At 55.7% G+C, this 21,528-nt stretch carries 21 protein-coding genes and 2 tRNA genes; 11 read left to right on the plus strand and 12 right to left on the minus strand.

Features of this window, described 5'->3' with window-relative positions; all coding sequences use genetic code 11:
• The first annotated feature begins 56 nt into the window (after positions 1–56).
• Both C2U37_RS21165 and C2U37_RS21170 read left to right on the plus strand, forming a co-directional pair.
• Positions 57–1,364: a Fic family protein gene (locus C2U37_RS21165; protein ID WP_021140687.1), complete on the plus strand. Its 1,308-nt coding sequence runs from the start codon at positions 57–59 to the stop codon at positions 1,362–1,364.
• A 78-nt stretch (positions 1,365–1,442) separates the two neighbouring features.
• Positions 1,443–1,694 (plus strand): type II toxin-antitoxin system Phd/YefM family antitoxin, encoded by a 252-nt coding sequence (locus C2U37_RS21170; protein ID WP_010674977.1) that lies wholly within the window; start codon positions 1,443–1,445, stop codon positions 1,692–1,694.
• 420 nt (positions 1,695–2,114) lie between these two features.
• On the opposite strand, the gene C2U37_RS21175 is transcribed toward C2U37_RS21170, so the two are convergent.
• Positions 2,115–2,363, minus strand: a complete 249-nt coding sequence (locus C2U37_RS21175; RefSeq protein WP_010674978.1) for a hypothetical protein — start codon at positions 2,361–2,363, stop codon at positions 2,115–2,117.
• Between the two features lie 501 nt (positions 2,364–2,864).
• Between C2U37_RS21175 and C2U37_RS21180 the strand changes: the two genes are divergently transcribed.
• From C2U37_RS21180 to katG, 4 genes are all read left to right on the plus strand, one after another.
• Positions 2,865–3,119 carry a helix-turn-helix domain-containing protein gene (locus C2U37_RS21180; protein WP_005329233.1) on the plus strand — a complete coding sequence of 85 codons (255 nt, stop codon included), beginning with the start codon at positions 2,865–2,867 and terminating at the stop codon, positions 3,117–3,119.
• Positions 3,119–4,429 (plus strand): type II toxin-antitoxin system HipA family toxin, encoded by a 1,311-nt coding sequence (locus C2U37_RS21185; RefSeq protein ID WP_059169586.1) that lies wholly within the window; start codon positions 3,119–3,121, stop codon positions 4,427–4,429. Before C2U37_RS21180 ends, C2U37_RS21185 begins: the two co-directional genes overlap by 1 nt.
• Before the next feature lie 359 nt (positions 4,430–4,788).
• Positions 4,789–4,864, plus strand: a tRNA-His gene (locus tag C2U37_RS21195).
• A gap of 520 nt (positions 4,865–5,384) precedes the next feature.
• A complete protein-coding gene (gene katG / locus C2U37_RS21200) occupies positions 5,385–7,559 on the plus strand; it encodes a catalase/peroxidase HPI (protein WP_104453007.1) in 2,175 nt (724 codons plus the stop codon).
• Positions 7,560–7,659: 100 nt separating this feature from the next.
• Here katG and C2U37_RS21205 read toward each other — a convergent pair whose 3' ends face one another.
• The 3 genes from C2U37_RS21205 to C2U37_RS24945 are packed head-to-tail and all read right to left on the minus strand — an operon-like array spanning position 7,660 to position 9,097.
• A complete protein-coding gene (locus C2U37_RS21205; protein ID WP_104453008.1) occupies positions 7,660–8,424 on the minus strand; it encodes a DeoR/GlpR family DNA-binding transcription regulator in 765 nt (254 codons plus the stop codon).
• A 43-nt stretch (positions 8,425–8,467) separates the two neighbouring features.
• Complete coding sequence (locus C2U37_RS24940) at positions 8,468–8,695, minus strand: HAD family hydrolase (protein WP_199770477.1); 228 nt, start codon at positions 8,693–8,695, stop codon at positions 8,468–8,470.
• 9 nt (positions 8,696–8,704) lie between these two features.
• Positions 8,705–9,097 carry a hypothetical protein gene (locus tag C2U37_RS24945; protein ID WP_199770478.1) on the minus strand — a complete coding sequence of 131 codons (393 nt, stop codon included), beginning with the start codon at positions 9,095–9,097 and terminating at the stop codon, positions 8,705–8,707.
• A 272-nt stretch (positions 9,098–9,369) separates the two neighbouring features.
• On the opposite strand from C2U37_RS24945, the gene C2U37_RS21215 reads away from it, so the two are divergent.
• The 3 genes from C2U37_RS21215 to C2U37_RS21225 all read left to right on the plus strand — a co-directional run bounded on the left by C2U37_RS21215 (position 9,370) and on the right by C2U37_RS21225 (position 12,139).
• Positions 9,370–9,696 (plus strand): hypothetical protein, encoded by a 327-nt coding sequence (locus C2U37_RS21215; RefSeq protein WP_039041263.1) that lies wholly within the window; start codon positions 9,370–9,372, stop codon positions 9,694–9,696.
• A complete protein-coding gene (locus C2U37_RS21220; RefSeq protein WP_104453009.1) occupies positions 9,693–10,208 on the plus strand; it encodes a phosphoribosyltransferase in 516 nt (171 codons plus the stop codon). The genes C2U37_RS21215 and C2U37_RS21220 overlap by 4 nt, the downstream gene beginning before the upstream one ends.
• 843 nt (positions 10,209–11,051) lie before the next feature.
• Positions 11,052–12,139, plus strand: a protein-coding gene (locus tag C2U37_RS21225; protein ID WP_088821966.1) for an IS3-like element ISAs22 family transposase whose coding sequence is annotated in 2 segments (ribosomal slippage) — positions 11,052–11,304 and positions 11,304–12,139 — 1,089 coding nt in all. Because the reading frame shifts where the segments join, the coding sequence is not laid out codon by codon here.
• 3 nt (positions 12,140–12,142) lie between these two features.
• Here the strand turns inward: C2U37_RS21225 and C2U37_RS21230 are convergent.
• Positions 12,143–12,841, minus strand: a complete 699-nt coding sequence (locus C2U37_RS21230) for an MBL fold metallo-hydrolase (protein ID WP_104453010.1) — start codon at positions 12,839–12,841, stop codon at positions 12,143–12,145.
• 15 nt (positions 12,842–12,856) lie between these two features.
• Positions 12,857–13,807, minus strand: coding sequence for an IS1595-like element ISKpn3 family transposase (locus C2U37_RS21235; RefSeq protein WP_005342491.1), 951 nt, complete (start codon positions 13,805–13,807; stop codon positions 12,857–12,859).
• A gap of 309 nt (positions 13,808–14,116) precedes the next feature.
• On the opposite strand from C2U37_RS21235, the gene C2U37_RS21240 reads away from it, so the two are divergent.
• Positions 14,117–15,127 (plus strand): GlxA family transcriptional regulator, encoded by a 1,011-nt coding sequence (locus C2U37_RS21240; RefSeq protein ID WP_041212904.1) that lies wholly within the window; start codon positions 14,117–14,119, stop codon positions 15,125–15,127.
• Between the two features lie 145 nt (positions 15,128–15,272).
• Here the strand turns inward: C2U37_RS21240 and C2U37_RS21250 are convergent, their stop codons facing one another.
• From C2U37_RS21250 to C2U37_RS21275, 5 genes are all read right to left on the minus strand, one after another.
• A complete protein-coding gene (locus C2U37_RS21250) occupies positions 15,273–16,253 on the minus strand; it encodes an IS5-like element IS5 family transposase (RefSeq protein WP_026141915.1) in 981 nt (326 codons plus the stop codon).
• Between the two features lie 45 nt (positions 16,254–16,298).
• Entirely contained in the window at positions 16,299–16,937 is a 639-nt protein-coding gene (locus C2U37_RS21260) for a tyrosine-type recombinase/integrase (RefSeq protein WP_158656295.1), read from the minus strand.
• Positions 16,938–17,221: 284 nt separating this feature from the next.
• Positions 17,222–18,496 (minus strand): site-specific integrase, encoded by a 1,275-nt coding sequence (locus tag C2U37_RS21265; protein ID WP_233768435.1) that lies wholly within the window; start codon positions 18,494–18,496, stop codon positions 17,222–17,224.
• An 83-nt stretch (positions 18,497–18,579) separates the two neighbouring features.
• Positions 18,580–18,667, minus strand: a tRNA-Ser gene (locus C2U37_RS21270).
• Between the two features lie 247 nt (positions 18,668–18,914).
• Positions 18,915–19,370: a YbjN domain-containing protein gene (locus C2U37_RS21275; protein ID WP_160839247.1), complete on the minus strand. Its 456-nt coding sequence runs from the start codon at positions 19,368–19,370 to the stop codon at positions 18,915–18,917.
• 155 nt (positions 19,371–19,525) lie between these two features.
• Here C2U37_RS21275 and C2U37_RS21280 point away from each other — a divergent pair, with 155 nt between their 5' ends.
• Positions 19,526–20,863 carry a flavohemoglobin expression-modulating QEGLA motif protein gene (locus C2U37_RS21280; RefSeq protein ID WP_010674988.1) on the plus strand — a complete coding sequence of 446 codons (1,338 nt, stop codon included), beginning with the start codon at positions 19,526–19,528 and terminating at the stop codon, positions 20,861–20,863.
• A 70-nt stretch (positions 20,864–20,933) separates the two neighbouring features.
• Here the strand turns inward: C2U37_RS21280 and C2U37_RS21285 are convergent, their stop codons facing one another.
• Positions 20,934–21,515: a thymidine kinase gene (locus C2U37_RS21285; protein WP_010674989.1), complete on the minus strand. Its 582-nt coding sequence runs from the start codon at positions 21,513–21,515 to the stop codon at positions 20,934–20,936.
• Between the last annotated feature and the right edge of the window lie 13 nt (positions 21,516–21,528).

Genomic DNA, 21,528 nt, shown 5'->3' on the forward strand with positions numbered 1-21,528 from the left:
ACACGATGTCAGCGACCACAGACCTACTAGAGACTATCAGGGGATCCGAAAGCGGATTGACGCTGGCTGAACTGCTGGGCCGCCACCCGAGCATAGCCAGACGCACCGCACAGCGCCTGATAGCCAAGCTGATTGAAAGCGGCCACATCACAGCCCAAGGCGAAGGACGGGCTCGCCGCTATCATGCTGACTCCGAGAGCCATACCGAGCCCCGGATAGCCAAGGTGGACAGTTTCCCCGCGTTCATCCCACTCTCTGCCGACAGCCTGGATATCCTTGCCTATATCGACCAGCCCCTCCCAGCCCGCAAGCCCGTGGGCTATCAGCATGATTTCTTGCAGGCATATCATCCCAACGAAACCTGTTACCTGTCCGAATCACTGCGCCGTCAGTTGCACAACATGGGCAAGACCACAGACATCGATGAGCCTGCCGGCACATACAGTCGAGCGATCCTGAACCGTTTGTTGATCGACTTATCATGGGCATCGAGCCACCTGGAAGGTAATACCTATAGCAGGCTAGACACCCGTGAACTTATCGAGCACGGCAAGGCCGCGCGGGGTAAGGGAGCCATCGAAACGCAGATGATCCTGAACCATAAAACCGCGATCGAGTTACTGGTCGAAAACATCGACAGTGCCGAATTTAACCGCTACACCCTGATGAACTTGCACAGCGCCCTGGCGGAAAACTTGCTACCCAACCCTGCCGATGAGGGGCGCATTCGCCAACATGCTGTCGACATCAGTAAAAGTATCTATCGCCCGTTATCCACGGCACAACAAATCGAAGAGGTGCTGGACGAGGTGCTGAGCAAAGCCAATCAGATCCACGATCCGTTTGAACAATCGTTTTTCATGATGGTGCACTTGCCCTACCTACAACCTTTTGCCGACATCAATAAACGCACTTCCCGCCTGGCCGCGAATCTCCCCCTGTTTCGTGGCAACCTCTGCCCGCTCACCTTCCTCGATGTACCAGAACAGGCCTACAGCCGCGCCACCCTCGGTGTGTACGAAATGGCCCGCATCGAACTGCTACGCGACCTGTACGTGTGGGCTTATGAACGTTCAACCCAAGAATATCTTGCCATCAAGCGGGATCTCGCCGAACCTGACCCACTTCGCCTAGCATGGCGGGATCTTATCAAACAGACTGTCCGTGGGGTCGTCACGTCGATCCAACTTGATCCACTCAGCACCATTGAACAAGCGGTGTCAGAGAACGTCCCGCAGCAAGAGCGATCGGCCGTACAGGCACTGATTGTTGAAGAGTTGCGAAGGCTGCATGAAGGTGTTCTGGCACGCTATGGTTTACGGCCCTCGGAGTTTATCGCGTGGAAAGCGCAACATGGGCGCTGATTGATACTGTGACAATCGTCGAGTTGAGTATCTATTAAGGTATTCCATAGTGCGGTGCTCTATGCCGAGGACATCATCATGAGTTACCAAAGCCTGGCAGCCACCACTGCCAATATCACAGAGCTCAGACGCAATCCAATGGGGACCATCAAAGAGGGAAAAGGCGATGCCGTCGCCATCCTCTATCGTAACGAGCCAGCATTCTATTGTGTGCCGCCTGAGCTCTACGCCTACTATCTGGAACTGGCCGAAGATGCCGAGCTGAACCGTATTGTCGATGAGCGAGTCAAACGGTCGGAGTTCGTCAGCGTCAACCTGGAGGACCTATGATTTAGAATCCCATCCTTGCCATCACTACCCTCAGCTCTTGCAAGTCAACGTTGATCAAGCGCGGGCTGGAGATCAACGCTACGATGCCCCTTATTGTCATCGCAGCATTAGTCGCGCCATGGCCCTCCTCCCCTCATTGTGTGAGCGAACTGGCAGCGCCTGCTGATCTGGGCCCCGGTGTAGTAATAAAGGGGAATTCACTTGGGCGCTTCCGATGGAGACGAACCACTGAAAAGCAAAGGCCGTCAGGCGGCATTCCTGTCTGACTCATCCATCCGGGGTTTTCAGCGTCCAATTTTGACCACCCTGGAGTGTGTGCAACCATCCGATTTTTGGATCGAAGATCCATCAGCAGCTTGTTGTCGTGCTCGGACTTCATGCGGTAGGCTGCGCCCGGCGGCAAGACGTTAGCCTAGTGGTTCATGTCGATGATGACGCAGGGATGGCCGCCACCCGCCGGTTAAACTCGGCAAACTCTTCAGCATTATCTTCCCAACGCTCAATGCTGGCCGCCAGCAGGTCTAACAGCTGGACGTTGTTATCGTAGTCATCCACCAGCTCATCTATCAGTGCCAGCGCACTTTCGTAGTCATGCTGGTTGTCGATATGGGTGAAGTAGGGCAGCTCGGCCAAGGCCTCTCGGAGCTGTACCAGAATGGGTTTCAACATGTCAGAGTTACCTTGTTGGTTGCGCCCCCCCGTTTTCGATAACACTGGGGACCTGTCCAGTTTAGATCTTCAATGGAGGTGGCTGCTTGGTATGACACCATCACTGCATTTGCAAATTTTCCCGAGAAACCTCGGCTAGATTGGCAAAATTTCGTGCTCATCAATTCAAGAAGGTATTTAAAGAAGCGAACGCGGGTGCGAACTTGTGAGCTCCCGTGAAGCGATCGCAACAATCATGGACTCACTGACAGAGACGATCAACCGACGCACCATCGCTGCCTTGGCTTTTGTTGCGCCAACCCCAGTGCACTCCTGCTGAAACTCGTTACACCTTGTTTTAATGGCCCCTTGAATCGAAAGTGCGACACCCATACCTGAGGATCAAGGTTAAATACCGCCTTTAGCGTGTGAAAAACATTTACCGCCTAAAGCAGGTAAATATTGATATACCTGCCACAGCGTGTAAATTAAAAGAAATTACGCTACCAGGTAAGTCAAATCATGAAAGTAACCAGCGCCAAGCAACTTAGTGCCTGTCTCAAGGATGCCAGGCTTTCGCAAAAGCTCTCCCAAGGCAAAGTGGCCGGCAAGGTGGGGATCAGGCAGGACACGGTGTCCAGCTTCGAGCTCAATCCCGAGTCAACCAAGCTGGAGACCTTGTTCAAGATCCTCGCCGCACTGGAACTCTCCCTCGATATCAGGCCCCGCACCGATCCTGCGGAAAACGCCACGCCTGGCTGGAAGGAGGAGTGGTAATGGCCAGCCTGACGGTCTACATGAACGGATACCGGGTAGGTACCTTTACCAAGGCGACCAATGGTGCTCACCAATTTCAGTACGATGAATCGTGGGTGAAGTTGCCAGGCAGCCGCCCCATCTCGCTCTCCATGCCATTACGCCAGCAGCGCTACCAGGGCGATGAGGCCTATAACTTCTTCGATAATCTGCTGCCAGATAACCCGGAAGTAAGAAACCGGGTGGTGGCGCGCTATCAAGCCGATTCCACCCAACCCTTTGATCTGCTCAGTTGCATTGGCCAGGACAGCGTGGGGGCATTGCAACTGGTGGCTCAGGGCAGACCTGTGCCAGACGTTAAGCGCATTGAGTGCAAGCCGCTCTCTGACGCCGAACTGGAGCAGATCCTGACCAGCTACCAGCAAGGGATCCCGCTTGGTATGGTGAGGGAAGAGGACGATTTTCGGATATCCATCGCCGGGGCTCAGGAAAAGACCGCGTTACTCTACCTCGACAACCGTTGGTGCTTACCGCATGCAGCGACCCCAACCACCCACATTATCAAGCTGCCCATTGGCAAGATCGAAAGCCACTCCTACTCGATAGACCTCTCCCAGAGCGTAGAAAACGAATATCTCTGCACCCTGATCGCCAAAGCATTGGGTCTTCCGGTTCCCCATTGCTTCATCATGCAGGTCGGCAAGGTCAAGGCTCTGGCGGTGGAACGCTTCGATCGGCGCTACGCCACGGATCGCAGTTGGATCATGCGCCTGCCCCAAGAGGACTTCTGCCAGGTGTTGAATGTACCGTCAGCACGCAAGTACGAGAGCCATGGTGGACCGGGCATTGCTGACATCATGACGACCCTGCTGGGATCGGCCACGCCGGAGCAGGATCGGTACCTGTTTATGAAGTCTCAGGTGTTGTTCTGGCTGCTGGCTGCCACTGATGGCCATGCCAAGAATTTCTCGGTGTTTATCGAACCTGAAGGGCGTTTCCGGCTTACACCGTTTTACGACATCCTTTCCATGTATCCTGCATTTGGTGGTAAAGGATTACATCCCCGTGATGCCAAGTTGGCCATGGGGCTTACTGCAACCAAGGGCAAAAAATACGCGATAGAGCAGATATTTCCTCGCCATTTTTATCAAACGGCCAAGACGATTGGTTTTGAACAAGTGCAGATGGAAAAAATCATCAGCGAGCTGACGGATAATCTGGATGAGGTAATATCAATCGTTCGTCAGCAATTGCCTGATACATTTCCCACTGAGATTGCAGATTCAATTTTGGGTGGACTCAGTTCGAGAGCTCAACGCTTAAAACGATAATTAACCAATGTGACAAATGCCTCTTGCATCGCCCCAGGTGAGCCTCTATCGAGGCTCATTTTTTTGCGTACGAGCGAGTGAATGATCCATTTTAGATCAAAAAAACAACTAAAAATGCAGAAACCTGAAGTGCCAATTTTGGCAACATCAAATTTCCTCAGCTAACCTAGAACGACATAATGGCAATAAAGCATTGATTTTAAAGCTCTATATTAATTTGGTGCTTGACGTATCCTGATGACATTTTAACTATATTAACAGGTACGGCCTTCTAAGCCGTGGGTCGCAGGTTCGAATCCTGCAGGGCGCGCCATCGATACAGATGAGTTTGATTGCTGTATCGAAGGCAGATTTCAGTGGTGGCTGTAGCTCAGTTGGTAGAGTCCCGGATTGTGATTCCGGTTGTCGTGGGTTCGAGCCCCATCAGCCACCCCATTATTCCCCTCCAGGCTGGGATCAGCCTGATGAGACAGCAGCACGCTGTCTGTTTGGACCGGCCACTGGCCGGTCTTTTTGTTTCTGCGCCGCCCGCTTTTTGGCGCAACGCCCCCACCCCATCCTCTGGCGCTCGGCGCCCTGCTCAGGACGCAGTCCGGACCACCGTCACAAAAATGGGGTTTTCTGCCCCGCTCAAGACAAGCCCTCCTCATGCCATGACCCAGCGCAAGTCCAGGTCTGATCCCTCGTGTTATGGATAAAAAGATTGATAACACGGCTGCCAGGGCGCTCCTTCCTTCTCTTACCCCTTGTCCAGGAGAGCCAAATTCGATGGCACCGATTCATCTTTTCGTAATACGGTCATCCCATCCTTAATCAATTAGCTGAAATATAAGGAGTTATTGATAACCCCCCGATGCCGGTCCAAGGCCCAGCCTGTCACATACCCCGCCGGTTGCAGGAAAAGTTCCCATACTGAGTTGTCTGCATTGCACATGACTGCCAAGGAGAGACAGAGATGAGTGAAGAAAGCAAATGCCCCTTCAACCACACCGCCGGCGTCGGCAGAACCAATCGAGATTGGTGGCCGAACCAGTTGCGGCTGGATCTGCTGCATCAGCATTCCCCCGGCGCCGATCCCATGGACAAGGACTTTGACTACGCCAAGGCCTTCGCGAGCCTGGATTACAAGGCACTCAAGAAAGATCTGGTCAAGCTGATGACGGATTCCCAGGAGTGGTGGCCGGCGGACTTCGGTCACTACGGCCCCCAGTTCATCCGCATGACCTGGCATGCTGCGGGCACCTATCGCACCACCGACGGTCGCGGTGGCGGCGGCCGTGGCCAACAGCGCTTCGCCCCCCTCAACAGCTGGCCTGACAACGTCAACATCGACAAGTCCCGTCGCCTGCTCTGGCCCATCAAGCAGAAATACGGCAACAAGATCTCCTGGGCCGATCTGCTGATCCTCGCCGGCAACGTCGCCCTGGAGACCATGGGTTTTCGCACCTTCGGCTTTGGCGGTGGGCGGCCCGACGTGTGGGAGCCGGATCAGGACGTCAACTGGGGGGATGAAATTGCCTGGCTCGGGGTCGATCCCGATCGGGTCAAGGGCGATCGCGAGCTTACGGCCCCCTTCGGTGCCACCCACATGGGCCTCATCTACGTCAACCCGGAAGGGCCCAACGCCAGCGGTGACTACATGGAGGCTGCCAAGGACATCCGTTCCACCTTCGGTCGCATGGCCATGAACGATGAAGAGACGGTCGCCCTTATCGCGGGCGGCCACACCTTCGGCAAGGCCCACGGCGCCGCGCCCGAATCCCACAAGGGGCCAGAGCCGGAAGCCGCGCCTCTGGAGGCCCAGGGCCTCGGCTGGATGAGCGACTTCGGCAGCGGCCATGGCAAGGACACCGTCTCGAGCGGGCTCGAAGTGACCTGGACCAAGACACCGGCCCTGTGGAGCAACAACTTCTTTGAAAACCTGTTCAACTACGAGTGGGAGCTGACCACGTCGCCAGCCGGCGCCAAGCAGTGGGTGGCCAAGGATGCGCCCGAGATCATTCCCGATGCGCACATCCCGGGCAAGTTCCACAAGCCGACCATGCTCACTACCGACCTGACCCTGCGCTTTGACCCCGAGTTTGGCAAGATCTCCCGCCACTTCTACGAGGATCCTCAGGCCTTCGCCGATGCCTTTGCTCGCGCCTGGTTCAAGCTGACCCACCGCGACATGGGCCCCATCGCCCGCTACCTGGGGCCGGAAGTGCCCAAAGAGGAGCTGATCTGGCAAGACCCCATCCCCGCCGTCAATCATCCCCTGATCGATGACAAGGACGTGGCCCTGCTCAAGGAGAAGATCCTGGCGGCCTCCCTGTCCGTGGCCGAGCTGGTGTCGACCGCCTGGGCTTCCGCGTCCACCTTCCGTGGCTCCGACAAGCGTGGCGGCGCCAACGGTGCCCGCATCCGCCTCGCCCCGCAAAAGGATTGGACCGTCAACCAGCCGGCCCAGCTCGCCAAGGTTCTGCAGGCCCTCGACGGGATCCAGCAGGCCTTCAACGCCTCAGCCACCGGCGGCAAGCGGGTCTCCCTCGCCGATCTCATCGTACTGGCGGGCAGCGTGGGGGTCGAGCAGGCCGCGAAGAGAGCCGGTGTCGCCGTGACCGTGCCCTTCACTCCGGGCCGGATGGATGCCTCCCAGGCCCAGACCGATGTGGACTCCTTCGCGGTGCTCGAGCCCCTCGCAGATGGATTTCGCAACTACGCGGGCGAGTGCGCGGGCTTCGCGGAGACCATGCTGATCGACAAGGCGCAGTTGCTCACCCTGAGTGCCCCCGAGATGACGGTACTGGTGGGCGGCATGCGGGTGCTCGGCACCAACGCGGGCAACTGCCACGGGGTCTTTACCGCCACCCCGGGCACCCTCTCCAACGACTTCTTCGTCAACCTGCTCGACATGGGCACGGAGTGGAAGCCGGCGGCGGGCAGCCAGGGAGTCTATGAAGGCCGTGATCGCCAGAGCGGCAAGGTGAAGTGGACCGGAACCCGGGTCGATCTGGTGTTCGGTTCCAACTCCCAGCTGCGCGCCCTGGCAGAGGTCTACGCCAGTGCGGATGCCAAGGAGAAGTTCGTGAAGGACTTTGTGGCGGCCTGGACCAAGGTGATGAACCTGGATCGCTTCGACCTCGCCTGAGGACGCTGGCAGGCGCCCCGTTCCCAACGCCCCGGGAACGGGGCGTTTTTTATGGGCCGCTTCCAACCCCCGGCCTCTCCCCACTCTTCTCGCGGCGGCATCAGCCGGCGGTGATGACGGTGCAGCCCTCCCCTTCGAACGTCTTGACCAGGACCGGATCCTGCCGGGTGCAGATCAGGTAGTCGAGATCCGCGGCGTGCAGGAAGGGGTAGGAGGCCAGGGATTCCAGCTTGTCGTCATTGCACAGCACCGCCAGCGAGCCGCAACGCTCCGCGACCCGGCGCTTGAACTCGCTGTCCTGGTAATGTACGGCGCTGAAGCCAAGATCCGAGGACCAGGCACAGACCCCCAGGAAGCCGAGGTCGAAACGGAACTTGTTGATGCCCTCGGCCGCCGTGATGTCGACGGCCCCACCGACCAGCGGATCCTGCTCGCCACCGAGGAGGATGGTCCTGATGCCGGGTCTCTCCAGCAGCCGGCAGGCGATGGCCGGGCTGTTGGTCACCACCGTCAGGCCCTGGTGTTCCGGCATGAGGGAGGCCAGTAGCAGGTGGGTGCTGCTGGCATCCAGGAAGATCAGCTGGTTCGGTTTGACCAGACTCAGGGCGGCCATGGCCAGGGCCTGCTTCTGCGCCACATGCTGGGTACTGCGCTCGGTCAGGGTCCACGTCTGGGGCGACAGGGAGATGGCGCCACCGTGAATGCGCTTGCAGCGCCCCTCATCGGCCAGATAGCGCAGATCCCGCCTGATGGTCGCCTCCGTGGTGCCCAGCGGCTCCGCCAGCTCCGCCGCCATCACCTTGTGGTGCGCGGCCAGCAGATCCAGAATGAGGAGCCGTCGCTCCTCCGGTGAATACTTGTCCATGGTGTTCCCTTGTAATGGCCGGGCGATCATCGCCTGGCCCGTCTCACGCCCCCTGCCGCTGCAGTGCGAGCAGTTGCAAGATGGTGTGCATGACGGCGTCCTCATCGTTCGAGCGGGTGATGAAATGGGCGGCGTCCTTGGTCTCGTCGTGGCCATTGCGCATGGCGAAGCTGAAGTCGGCGCACACCATCAGCTCGATGTCATTGAGCCCGTCGCCCAAGACCAGGGTCTCATGACGACCGGCGCCGACCAGCTGCTGCAACCTGGCCACCGTTGTCCCCTAGTGCACGCCGGCATTGGCGATGTCTATCCACTGCTGGTCGGACGCCACTATGTAGGCCTCGTCATCACACTCGCCAAGCTGGCCCCGCAGATCCAGGCAGCGACCGTGCTCGTCATAGAGGGTGATCTTCACAACGTCCGCGGTGATGTCACCAAAATCGGCGACCGTCTGCACCTGGGTGTAAGAGCGGCGCACCAGGGCTTTCAGATGATCCGGCACCGCCTCCCGGATCGTCACGCAGGCAGCCGTGCTGGCGATGACGATATGCTCGCCCGGCAGACGCTCCAACCGACGGATGATGGCCAGGCCCAGGGCGTTACCCAGCAGCGCCTCGACCCGATCGACCTGTTTTCCCGTGCAGGGCGCAAAATGTATCCCCTGCTGCGCCATGGCGGCAACCACCTCGGCAAACAGGGCTCGGTTGTTATCCCCCCTGCTATATGAGGAAGGTGCCGTCCATGTCCGTGATGATGAGCGTGATCATGCTGTTACCTCCGATGTATGCATTCTGATCGCGGTCATCATATCGCCACAATGGACACATACAAACAAATACAAGATCATTTTTGTTCATATGAGCTCGAAATGATCATAGCATGACCTCCTCGCTCGGAGGATCCCAGGCACAGCCCCCTCCTTCGACTGTCATCCAAGGAGACCCCATGTTGTCCACACTCTCCAGTCGGCGGCCCCGGCACGAGCGGCTCGCCACCCGAGCCACCTTCTTCTGCTCGGGCTTTGCCACGGCGGCCTGGGCCTCCATCATCCCCTTAGCCAAACTGAACGCCCAGATAAGCGACGCCACCCTGGGCTATGTCGGGTTGCTCTCCAGCCCCTCCCTGGTCGGCTTTGTCGCCGACGCATTCGGTCTGCCGGCTGCCCTCCACGGCGTCGTTTTGCTGATGGTGCTGGCCCTGCTCCTCAGCAGAGGCGTGGGGCTGGCACCCCGGGCCACCCCTCTTTCTACAACCTGTCAGGAGCTGCCATGAGAAACCCTGCTTTCGGCGACGTGGTATTAAATACCGAGGACATTGCGCTCGGCGTCGAGGTCATCGCCAAACGGCTCAACGAGCGATTCACGGAGGCGGTGGTGATCACCGTGGTGCCGGGCGGCATGCTGTTTACCGCCGATGTCGTCAGGGCGCTGCGCTTTGATATCGCCATGGACTACATCTCCTGCCCCCACACTCCGGGGGAGCGCCACAATGCCTCTCCCATCGTCTTTCACAACAATGTCGGCATCCAGGGCAGAGACGTCATCCTGATGGACGACGCCATCGAATCGGGGGGTACCATGAGGCGGCTGGTCGCGCACCTGCAGGCGTTCGCGCCACGTTCCCTGTCCATCGCGACCCTGTTTGTCAAACCAGGGCGCGTGGCTATCCCCGCCGAGCAGTTTTATGCCTACGAGATGACGAACGATGATCTGCTGGTGGGCTACGGCCTGCCCTGGGAGCACAAGTACCGGAATATCCCCTATGTCTCCAGGTTGAAGAGATAACGGGACGGGACAAGGTTAGGGAGCGATAAACCGATCAGGATAAAACCTGACAGCAAGAGAAGAATTGACCAGACTACGTCCCGGTGTCGCCCGGTGTCGCCCGGTGTACGGCCTATGCCACTCCAGCAGGGCTAGTCCACCCGCCTGTCGATACCGGGTAGAGACCAGATTGCCGGTTACCGGAAAAACAAAAGGCCCCGTCTTGCGACGGGGCCTTTTGTTTTATTTGGCGGTGAGGGAGGGATTCGAACCCTCACTTTCGCATGTCAACGCACAAATATAACCTTTACATTCAATAACTTACGCAGAAACTTCCGACCATAAAAACAGTGCAATTGACTCAAGCTATTGCCATGAGTTTTCTATACCATTTATAAAGAGAAACTCTGGAATGTCAAGAACTTGAGCATGCTTTCTGACTATCGAGATCATGTTATGGTTATCTCTGAATGACGAGTCTATTCACGTCATCGCGAAGTCCATAAACGATCCCCAGTCAAGTTATCCGATTGATTTGGTGTAAAGACAGAGCGTGTGTTGGCCACTCAAACAGGGTGTTCAGGAGTGGGTTTTTGAATAACCCACTCCTAACCGAGCACCGAATCCTTTGGGGATCATTAACTAGCGACGTCATTCAGTGCCATGTGATTTACATCAGAACGCCAGCGACGCACCGTCTTCCGGGATATCAACGCGGCTTTCGATACCCTGCTTCTTGACGTAGGCCCGCAATTCTTCACGGGTCAAGGACATGTGATTGACTGCGTCCATGGGTAATCCCCCCGAAAAACTGAGGTGCTCATAAGTAGAATTTTCTCGTATCTTGAACGCAGGAGGTTCTACATGAAAACATCACGCTTTAGCGATGCACAGATCATCGCCATCCTCAAGCAGGCCGAGTCTGGTTCACCCGTCCCTGAGCTCTGCCGTGAGCATGGCATCAGCTCCGCCACCTTCTACAAGTGGCGCTCCAAATTCGGTGGCATGGATGCCTCTCTCATGGCGCGCCTCAAAGAGCTGGAAGAGGAAAATCGTCGCCTTAAGAAGATGTATGCCGAGGAGCGCCTAAAGGCTGAGATCATCTCCGAGGCGATGGCAAAAAAGTGGTGACGCCATCTGCCCGCAGGGAGATGGCGACCAAGGCTGTGGCTCATTACGCCATTTCTATCCGTCTGGCTTGCCAGGTGTTCAAGGTGAGCGAGGGTTGCTACCGTTATCAGCCCGTGCTGGCTGATGAAAACCAGGAGATTGCCGACTGGCTACTGCGCCTCACCGCCAACCAGCGCAACTGGGGTTTCGGACTGTGCTTCCTGTACCTGCGTAACGTCAAAGGCTTTGGCTGGAACCACAAGCGGGTCTACCGGATCTATCGGGCGCTAGAGCTCAATCTGCGGATAAAACCCAAGAAGCGGCTAGTACGCGCCAAGCCGGAGCCGTTGGCAGTCCCTGACCAACCGAATCACTGTTGGTCGATGGACTTTATGCATGACCAGCTCAGCGATGGTCGTTCGGTGCGGTTGTTTAATGTGATCGATGACTTCAATCGCGAAGCACTGTGCATCGAGGTGGATTTTTCCTTGCCTGCCTCGCGAGTCAAACGGGTGCTGGAGCAGGTCATCGAGTGGCGGGGCAAACCAGCCGCAATCCGCTGTGATAATGGTCCGGAATACATCAGCGAAGAGCTCAAGCAATGGGCGCAGCAGAAGAGGATTGCGCTGAGGTATATCCAGCCAGGCAACCCGCAGCAGAATGCCTACATAGAGCGATTTAACCGCACTGTGCGTTACGACTGGTTGGGCCATTACCTGTTTGAGTCACTGAATGAGTTACAGGAATTTGCCACGAACTGGCTGTGGGTTTATAACCATGAGCGGCCCAATATGGCGCTGGGCGGCTACACGCCGAAACAGCGCTTGGCACAGGCCGCATGACCTCTACTTTTGAGTGCTCCAAAAAATGGGGGGATTACCCATGTGCACCGCAACAATTTTTGCATTTTTCGCAACCTGTGATGCGCGCAGCACATCTTCCTCGCCCATGATGATCGCACCTTCGTACCCGATCAATTTTGCTTTCCCTGCATTGAGGACGATGACCTCGGGGTCATATGCCTCAATGGCTTTGTCTACTTCTTTGCGCCAGATGGTATCACCGGCCAAATAGAGGGTCTTATAGCCTTTCGCTTGAAAAACGACGCCCATGGCTTCACCAAGCAGTTTTGCGGGAGCGGGATCGGCATACATTTTGTCTGTGCCATGTTGACCACCTGTCTTGGTAATTTTAACTCCGCCAAATTCAGCTTCGTCAGTCAGTACGCGTACATTCTTGAAACCCTGAGAGCGGATCAGCTGTGCATCAGCCTCATGTTGTGCAAACAGCGGAATGTCTTTTGGCAGTGCTTTTTGTGCGGCATCGTCCCAGTGGTCAAGGTGGGTATGAGTAACGATGACCGCATCAACACCGGAAATGACGTCCTCTACCGATCCGGGTAATTCCACCATCGGATTGCGGAGGTTGCTGCGATAGGTACCTTCAAACCCATGGTAAGTGCCCTTTTTAGCCAGCATCGGATCGATCAGGAAGGTAGTGCCTGCGTAAGTGATTTTCACTGTCGCATTACGAACCTGCTGCATTTCAACTTTACCTGATTACCCATGACCCTCAGCCAGCTTCAAGAGCCGATATGGCATCGGAGGGCTTGCCACGACTGCATGCCCCAATTCAACCAACATGCTCTTGAGGTCAAAACGATGATTAAACCGGAAGCAGTATTCCGCAAGATGCCTTGGTAAATGCTTCGCTCCGAGCGTATGGCAACTGCCCCGCAGCGAGTTTTTCACATTTCCTATCATCGTGTTTACCCAGTTGAATGCCGGATGATCCAGCCAGTCCAGGTTGCCCCCGGTGACAACACCCAGGTGCTCACAATTGGCCTCCTTGACCGCTTTGAAACAGGCCAATCCATCGGATATCACCGCGCTACCACTGGCAATATGCCGTTTTGCCCAATCAGCAACGGACTTGGTTTTGAAACCATCGACCACCGTCATCCGCATCTTGATTGGATGTCCTTCCTTGTTCAGGGCCACTGCTGCCACAAACGGCGTCTTGCCTGCCGCGCCCCGACCCCGTTTACCACCACGGCGCTCGCCACCCCAGTAGACATCATCGAGCTGAATGATGCCGCTGATGGGCTGCTTGTCATCGGACTCTTTCATGGCTTGCAGCAGCTTGTGCTTGAGCATCCAGGCGGTGTCATATTTGACGCCCAACTGGCGCTTTAGCTCCATCGCTGACAAGCCTGTTTTGGTTTGTGACAACAGGTGCATTGCCAGAAACCACTTGGTCAGTGGGAGCTTGGTGTTTGCGAAAATCGTGTTTCCAGTCAATGACATCTGGTGACGGCAGTGATTGCATTGCCACACACGTGGCCGCCTTCTCAGGCGACAACAGGTCTTGTTGGCACATTCAGGGCAGACAAAGCCGTTAGGAAAACGCCAAGTGAACAGCGCGTTTTCGCACTGAGCCTCAGTGCCATAGTCCTTGAGAAACTCAAACAGGCTGTAGCCTTTCTGGAATTGGATTTTGCTTTTGGCCATGATCTCGCACCTCGATAACTGTACGTAAGATCAGTATAGTTCGTGGTAACTGACTGCTAATCATGGGTAATCAGGCAACTTTATGAGTTGAAGTGGAAGCCTGAGTGTCGCTTTCTCCTGCAAACACCGGGGCGGTGACTGCACCAAAAGCAATGGAGAGTACGAGGGGAAGAGCGTTGAGTTTCATGTGATTGTTCCTATTGACGTTTTGAGGTGGTCATTTTTGCTTAATCTCCATACGTTCAAAAGTGGCCAAAATGACATCTTTCGATATAATTGGGCCATTGGTAATCAAGCAGGATCTAACCTATGTCCGCCATACGTGTTGCTGTACTCGCCTTCAATGGTGTGAGCTTGTTCCATCTCTCCGTACCAGGACTCGTATTCGGAACCGTTCAAACCGCTCAGCATGAACCGCGATACGAAATCAGCTACTGTGCTGAGGTACCGGGCATGGTAGAGAGCGATCAGGGTATCGCCATCGCCGTCAAGCACGGGCTTGAGCTCATGGATAAATCCGATGTCATCGTCATTCCAGCCTGGAGTAATCCCTCGGTTGTCGCATCAACAGCGCTGGTTGAAGCGCTGAAACTCGCCAATGTCCAAGGCAAGCTGATCGTGGGGTTATGTTTGGGCGCGTTTGTGCTCGGCGATGCCGGTTTACTTGATGAGAGAGAGGCTACCACTCATTGGCTTGCACGAGAGACGTTTGCACAACGGTTTCCGAAGGCACGTTTTCGGCCCGAGGTGCTCTACGCCAGTACCGACAACATCATGACCTCCGCAGGAACCCTAGCCGCGATTGACTGTTGCCTTCATTTGGTGATGCAGCGATACGGCGCTGAAACGGCCAATCGCACTGCGAAGCTTCTGGTGACCCCTCCACATCGGCAGGGGGGACAATCACAGTATGTTGAACACTCCGTCCCGCGACTTGCCACTGAGACTCATCTGTCCGATGTGCTGATATGGGCGAGGCAGAATCTGGCCAGTGATCTATCGCTGGATGTTCTGGCTGAAAGGGCAAAGATGAGCCGGCGAACCTTTACTCGCCGGTTTCGCGACGCCACCGGCAGTACGGTCACCCAATGGTTGAATGCTGAACGCGTTGCCAGAGCACAAGCGCTATTGGAAACGACGGATTTACCGATTGAATGCATCGCTGGTGAAGCCGGTTTCGGGACGGCCTTATCGTTAAGGCAACAATTCAGTGCCCAGTTGGGCACGTCACCCTCTGACTATCGACGGATGTTCTTTCGTAAAATGAATCCTGAGGCGGAGACGCAAGATCTGGATCGTGAATCGCCTCGGCTTCTCTAGGGAAGGTGCGAATAAGCGGGGAAATTCTTCTCGGCTGACTCAGTCATTTCATTTTTTCAGTTTGAGCCGATCTTTTCTCCCGTAAATGCCTTGAATCAGCCTATTTAGACCGTTTCTTCGCCATTTAAGGCGTTATCCCCAGTTTTTAGTGAGATCTCTCCCACTGACGTATCATTTGGTCCGCCCGAAACAGGTTGGCCAGCGTGAATAACATCGCCAGTTGGTTATCGTTTTTCAGCAACCCCTTGTATCTGGCTTTCACGAAGCCGAACTGTCGCTTGATGATGCGAAACGGGTGCTCCACCTTGGCCCGGATGCTGGCTTTCATGTATTCGATGTTGATGGCCGTTTTGTTCTTGCGTGGATGCTGTTTCAAGGTTCTTACCTTGCCGGGGCGCTCGGCGATCAGCCAGTCCACATCCACCTCGGCCAGCTCCTCGCGCTGTGGCGCCCCTTGGTAGCCGGCATCGGCTGAGACAAATTGCTCCTCTCCATGCAGCAGATTACCCAGCTGATTGAGGTCATGCTCGTTGGCCGCGGTGGTGACTAGGCTGTGGGTCAGGCCACTCTTGGCATCGACACCAATGTGGGCCTTCATGCCAAAGTGCCACTGATTGCCTTTCTTGGTCTGATGCATCTGCGGATCGCGTTGCTGCTCTTTGTTCTTGGTCGAGCTGGGTGCCTCAATGATGGTGGCATCGACCAAGGTGCCTTGAGTCATCATGACGCCTGCTTCGGCCAGCCAGCGATTGATGGTCTTGAACAATTGGCGGGCCAGTTGATGCTGCTCCAGCAGGTGGCGGAAATTCATGATGGTGGTGCGGTCCGGCAAGGCGCTATCCAGGGATAACCGGGCAAACAGACGCATGGAGGCGATTTCGTACAGAGCATCTTCCATCGCGCCATCGCTCAGGTTGTACCAATGCTGCATGCAGTGAATGCGTAGCATGGTTTCCAGCGGATAAGGTCGCCGGCCATTACCAGCCTTGGGATAAAACGGCTCGATGACTTCCACCATGTTTTGCCATGGCAGAATCTGCTCCATGCGGGACAAGAAAATCTCTTTTCTGGTCTGACGGCGCTTACTGCTGAATTCACTGTCGGCGAAGGTGAGCTGATGACTCATGATGAACCCTTTTTCATGGCTCCAGATGACAAACATGATCTCATATCAGGGACTTGTTCGCACCTTCCTTAGCGGTTCTATTGCCTGCGCTGTCAATTCTATTGTTCGTCTAGACCCCTCATTTTTAGGGGTTTTATACACACCATTTACCAAAGCCAGATCTATGGTCAGCATCTTTTTTTCGAGGTCAACCACTTCAGCACTTAAGGCGAGCAGTTCACTAATTCGTAAACCAGTTGCTATCCCTACCTGTATCAATGCAGTTTCAATTTGATAGTTTTCCTGCTTATTCTGTTGTAGCAATAGTGCAATCTCAGACTGCAAGAATGGTTTCGGCTTCTTTCTGATAAATTTACATTTCTTTATGTTTTCCATCGGATTAGATGGAATTAAACCGTCGAGTTTCGCCCTAACAAATACACTGCGCAGAATTTCCAGGTAGTGATTAACTGTACAGCCATTATATTTCTTTAAAAGTTTTACGACCATCATCTCTATGTCTGTAGAGCTAAAGTCGATCAACTTTTTCTTACCGAACCAAGTTACAAGCTGCTTACTCTTGCGGCGATATGGTCCAATGGTTGATTCAGCATAGCGGGCTTCTTTGAATTTCAGATTTTCATTTATTGCCAGTCCAAGAGTCTTATTTAAATCTTTGGCCTGTGAGTTTTTATCATTGTTCATCGGCTCTAATCCAGTTGATTTGCGCATAGGTTATGAGCATTAAAAAAATAAGTCAACAGATTTTTGATGCACAAACGAAATTGCAAGTCAAGAAAATTATTTGGTTTTTTAAATAATATCGTTCCACCACAGCATCTGAGCCACACAGGGCACGATTTCTGGTTGAATTTCCCTGTTGTAGAGCGCGACTGCTCCCACCTATCAGATAAGTGAGCATTGAGTTTGGGGCTTATACGTCTATGAGCACTACAGCAAAAGTTCACCAGACGGTACTGGATTGACGCTTACACTAAGTCTCTGGGAATCAACTCTATCTTTTCTTTCAAAAGAGAGACGCTTACCCGTTTACCATAACGGCCAAACGTGAGCCCCTTTTTACTATGTCCCGCCAACTCAGCCACAATATGCTCAGCAACGTCCGCCTGTTGCAGCTCATCGATAAACGTGTGTCTCATCCCGTAAATGGTGGGGCGGCCCTGACCTACGATGCCAGCATCATTGAGGTGGCGTTGGAAGCGACAGGTGATGTTATGCGCCCAGTCGTCGTCTTTGCCTGATGGTTGGTCATCGAACAAAAATACCTTCCCTTGACTGCGACGACTCTCCACATAGTCCAGGAATTGATGTCCGATCAACGTACTGTGTAGTGGAACGGTACGGTAAGCATTGACGGTTTTGAGCTGCTGATCCACCTCTCCCGCATCGACCATCAGACACCAAATCCCCTCAACCTGTTTGATGTTCTGAGTTTTGAGCTGGCAAGCCTCGGAGGGTCGCAGCCCGGCATACAGGCACAGCAGGGGCACCCACCAGTCTTGGATCCTCAATTTTTTGCCTTTCTGGGATTGTTTGCTGCGCAGGCTGGCAAACAGCTGAGCCAGTTGAGGGCGATGCCAGCGCACTCGCTCCTCATCCGCCCGTTTGTGCGGCTTCTTGCCTGCCGTCAACCCATCAAAAGGGTTACGGCTGCAATAGTCCAGTGCCACGCACCAACGGAAGAACTGTTTCAGGGCGGCGAGGTAATCTCCTTTGGTTTTGAAACTGAGGTTGGTCTTGCGCAGCAAGCTGTTGCGGTACTCCTGCGCCAGAGCGGGCGTCACCTCATCGACTTTAACCCCTTTGGCCCAGGTGACGAAGGCGTTGATCCGAAGTTGGAGCTGGCCCACCGACCTATGCTGGATCCCCTCACTGGTTTTAGTCTCGATGAATCTCGCCAATGCGTGGGTGAGCGTGATCCCACTGCTGGGGCAAGCTGGGGCATCAACAGAAGGTTCACAAGGTGTGGAAGGTGTTTGAGGAGGGATGAACCCCGCAGCCTTGAAAGCGTCAAGATCGGCGCGGATCCAGCGATAGAAACTGCGAGGGGAAGTATCAGCAGGGGTAGCCGCGATCAGTGCGCGAGTGCGAGCTGCCACAGCCAGATTTCTATCTACGGCGACTCGGCGATCTTTGGTGCAAAGGGAAGTACGGATAGCGAAGGGCAAGCCACGGTCACGTAGTGACTTAGGCAGCGGGAGACGAGTGTAGTAGGTGCCGGAGGCATTTTTACTCAGATACATGATTGTTCCACCCAGTTGATCCAGGAAAAAAATCACGTAAGTCTAGAAATGAAAAAACCCGTTGAAATTCAACGGGTTATATTTGGCGGTGAGGGAGGGATTCGAACCCTCGATACGTTGCCGTATACACACTTTCCAGGCGTGCTCCTTCAGCCACTCGGACACCTCACCAAATTTTTACTGCTTGAAGTGACTTTCGGAGCGCGCTGCGCGTGCATCTTGCCGACTTCGTCGGTGGGCAGCCTCTCGGATACCGCACCAAATTTTGTCTGTGGTTTAACGTGTTCAGCCAACACGGTGTTCGCTGCGCCGTTGCGCTGGAACGGGGCGTAATTTAGGGGAAAGCCCCGCCGCCGTCAACGGCTTTTTAGCCGCAGCGAACCGTTCGCACATTAAACGCACAGTTCAGGTGCTGAGGTCAGTGAACGGATTCCGGTGCGACCTGGATTTCCGGCAGGTTGAGGAAGCCAAGGCGTTCACATTCGGAAACCACTTCATGGGTGGCTGCAGTGGTGCTTTCAACGAACAGCAGGAACTGCTCGACGGTGAGCCCCGCCTTGGTAAAGACGGTGTGACCCACAACGAGGCGTGGCAGGTTGTCATCGATGATGTCGAGGAACACCTTGAGGGACGGATATTGCATGTTGAGACGACCCAGTTCAGCCACCAGGGGCAGCAGCGATGAGGGGCGCACTTCCAGCTCGGATGAGAACAGCAGCCCTTCCTCTTCCACGAAGATCCGGCTCTCCTGGATGCCCTCGACGGACTGCAGGGAGACCATGTGGATGCCATGACACTGATCGCACACATAGTGCTCGATCCGGGCCTGTTGCAACCAACGCATTATCATTTCAGAGCTGGGGATATTCATCATTTTCACGACACGGTAGAGATCAAGGGGCGCAGTCTAAACCAATTTTCAGACAACCAAAAGCACACAGGCCGGATCCCCGTCGTCTCGCTTCTTTTTGACAGGCCCTGTGCCTATACTCAGCCATTCTCGTAGCGCACTCGCCTCCAAAGAGCCCGATGACCATCCAAGAAAAGTATCGCCTGCACCTCAAATCCCTCTCGGATGAACTGCTCGCCCTGCAAAAACCCATCCGCATCCTGGATGCCATCAAATGGCCCCGTCACCTGCAAAGCGACTTTCTGGCAAGTGGCGGCAAGGCACTGCCCGCCATCGACAGGCACTTCTATGAATCCCTCCCCCTGGGGTTCGATCCCCGCAACAAGTACCTTGAGCTCAAGGAGCTGAGGGACAGGATCCGCCGGCGCCTCGGCCCCCAGGACGATCTCGGCCGGATCCTGCAAGAGACGGTGGATCAGTACATGGTGGTCATCGAGATGCTGCGCCAGCGCGGACAGCCGGACTTCCAGCGCTACAGCCAGCGGCTCTACGGCTCGGCAAGCGATCACCTGCGCGGGGATCGCAAGACCCTGAAGGAGCTGGGGGCCAGATTGTGCGACATATTCTCCCTGCCCGGCGCCCGCCACCTGGTGCGTCCCTACCCCAAGGAGTTCGAGGGGGAAGCCGCGGTGGCGAGGTTGCAGGGCAAGCTGTCGAGCTACTTCAGCGACGGCACAGTCCAGGTCAAGCTCAGCGATGGCATCGTCTCCGATGCCGCCGCCGGGGGGGATTACATCAAGCTCAATTCCCACGCCCGTTTCTCGGAACTCGATCTGCAGGTGCTGGAGGTACACGAAGGCTGGGTTCACGTCGGCACCACCCTCAACGGCCGCCAGCAATCTTACGCCACCTGGCTCGGCGCCGGCTCGCCCCGCATCACCGCCTGTCAGGAGGGGCTGGCGGTACTCATCGAGACCCTCACCTTCAGCTCCTTCCCGGACAGGGCCAAGCGCATCTCGGATCGGGTCATGGCCATCGACATGGCGGAGCGTGGCGCCGATTTCATCGAGGTGTTCCGCCACTTCGTGGCCAAAGGGGCCAGCGAGCACGACGCCTACAAGATCACCCAGCGGGTGTTTCGCGGAGGCATGGTCGAAGGGGGCGCCTGCTTTACCAAGGATCTCTCCTATGTGAAGGGCTATGTGGAGACGGTGAACTTCATTCGCAGCGCCGTGCTGGAGGGGGTGCCGGAGATCCTGCCCATGCTGTTCGTCGGCAAGGTGACCCTGGACGACATCCCCGTGCTCTATCAGCACTATCTGGAGGGGCTCATCGACGCCCCTCGCTACCTCCCTCCCATGTTTCGCGACCTCACCGGGCTCTACGTCTGGTTCGGCTTCGCCTCCGGCATGTCCCTGGTGGACATAGGCCGGGTACAGCAGCATTTTCGCCAGCTCTTCCACCGCCTGCCGGCGGCAGACCCCATCATCGCCCCTGTGGACATCGAGATCGACTGACCTCCACAGACAAAGAGGGCGCCAGATAGGCGCCCTCTTTGGTGTCCAGGCTGCACGAGCCAGCCACGGGTTACTTGAAGGCACGTCCTTCCAGATAGTGCTTGCGGCAGAGCGACACATAGCGATCGTTGCCGCCGATCTCCACCTGCTCACCGTCGCGCATCACCTGCCCCGCCTCGTTGACCCGCGAGTTCATGTGGGCCTTGTTGCCGCACCAGCAGATGCTTTTTAGCTCCTCGAACTTGTCCGCCAGACAGAGCAGGTGGTAGGAGCCGGGAAACAGTTCGCCGCGAAAATCGGTCTTGAGACCATAGGCGATCACCGGAATGTCCTGCTCGTCGACGATGCGGGCAAGCTGGTAGACCTGCTCACGGGTCAGGAACTGCGCCTCGTCAACGATGAAGACATCGATGTGCCGCTTTGCGTGACGCGCCTTGACCATCTCGAAGAGATCGCAGCTGTCGCTGAACACCTCCACTTTCAGCTCAAGGCCGACCCTGGCACTGATGACACCGGCACCGAAGCGATCGTCGATGGCGGGCGTCATGGCCAGCGGATACATGCCACGCTCCAGATAGTTGAAGTGGGCCTGGATGAGCTGGGTCGATTTGCCTGAGTTCATGGTGGCAAATTTGTAGTGCAGTGAAGCCATGATGGGGTTCCGA

It is taken from the genome of Aeromonas sp. ASNIH1, assembly GCF_002934285.1.
GTDB classification, from domain to species: domain Bacteria; phylum Pseudomonadota; class Gammaproteobacteria; order Enterobacterales; family Aeromonadaceae; genus Aeromonas; species Aeromonas caviae.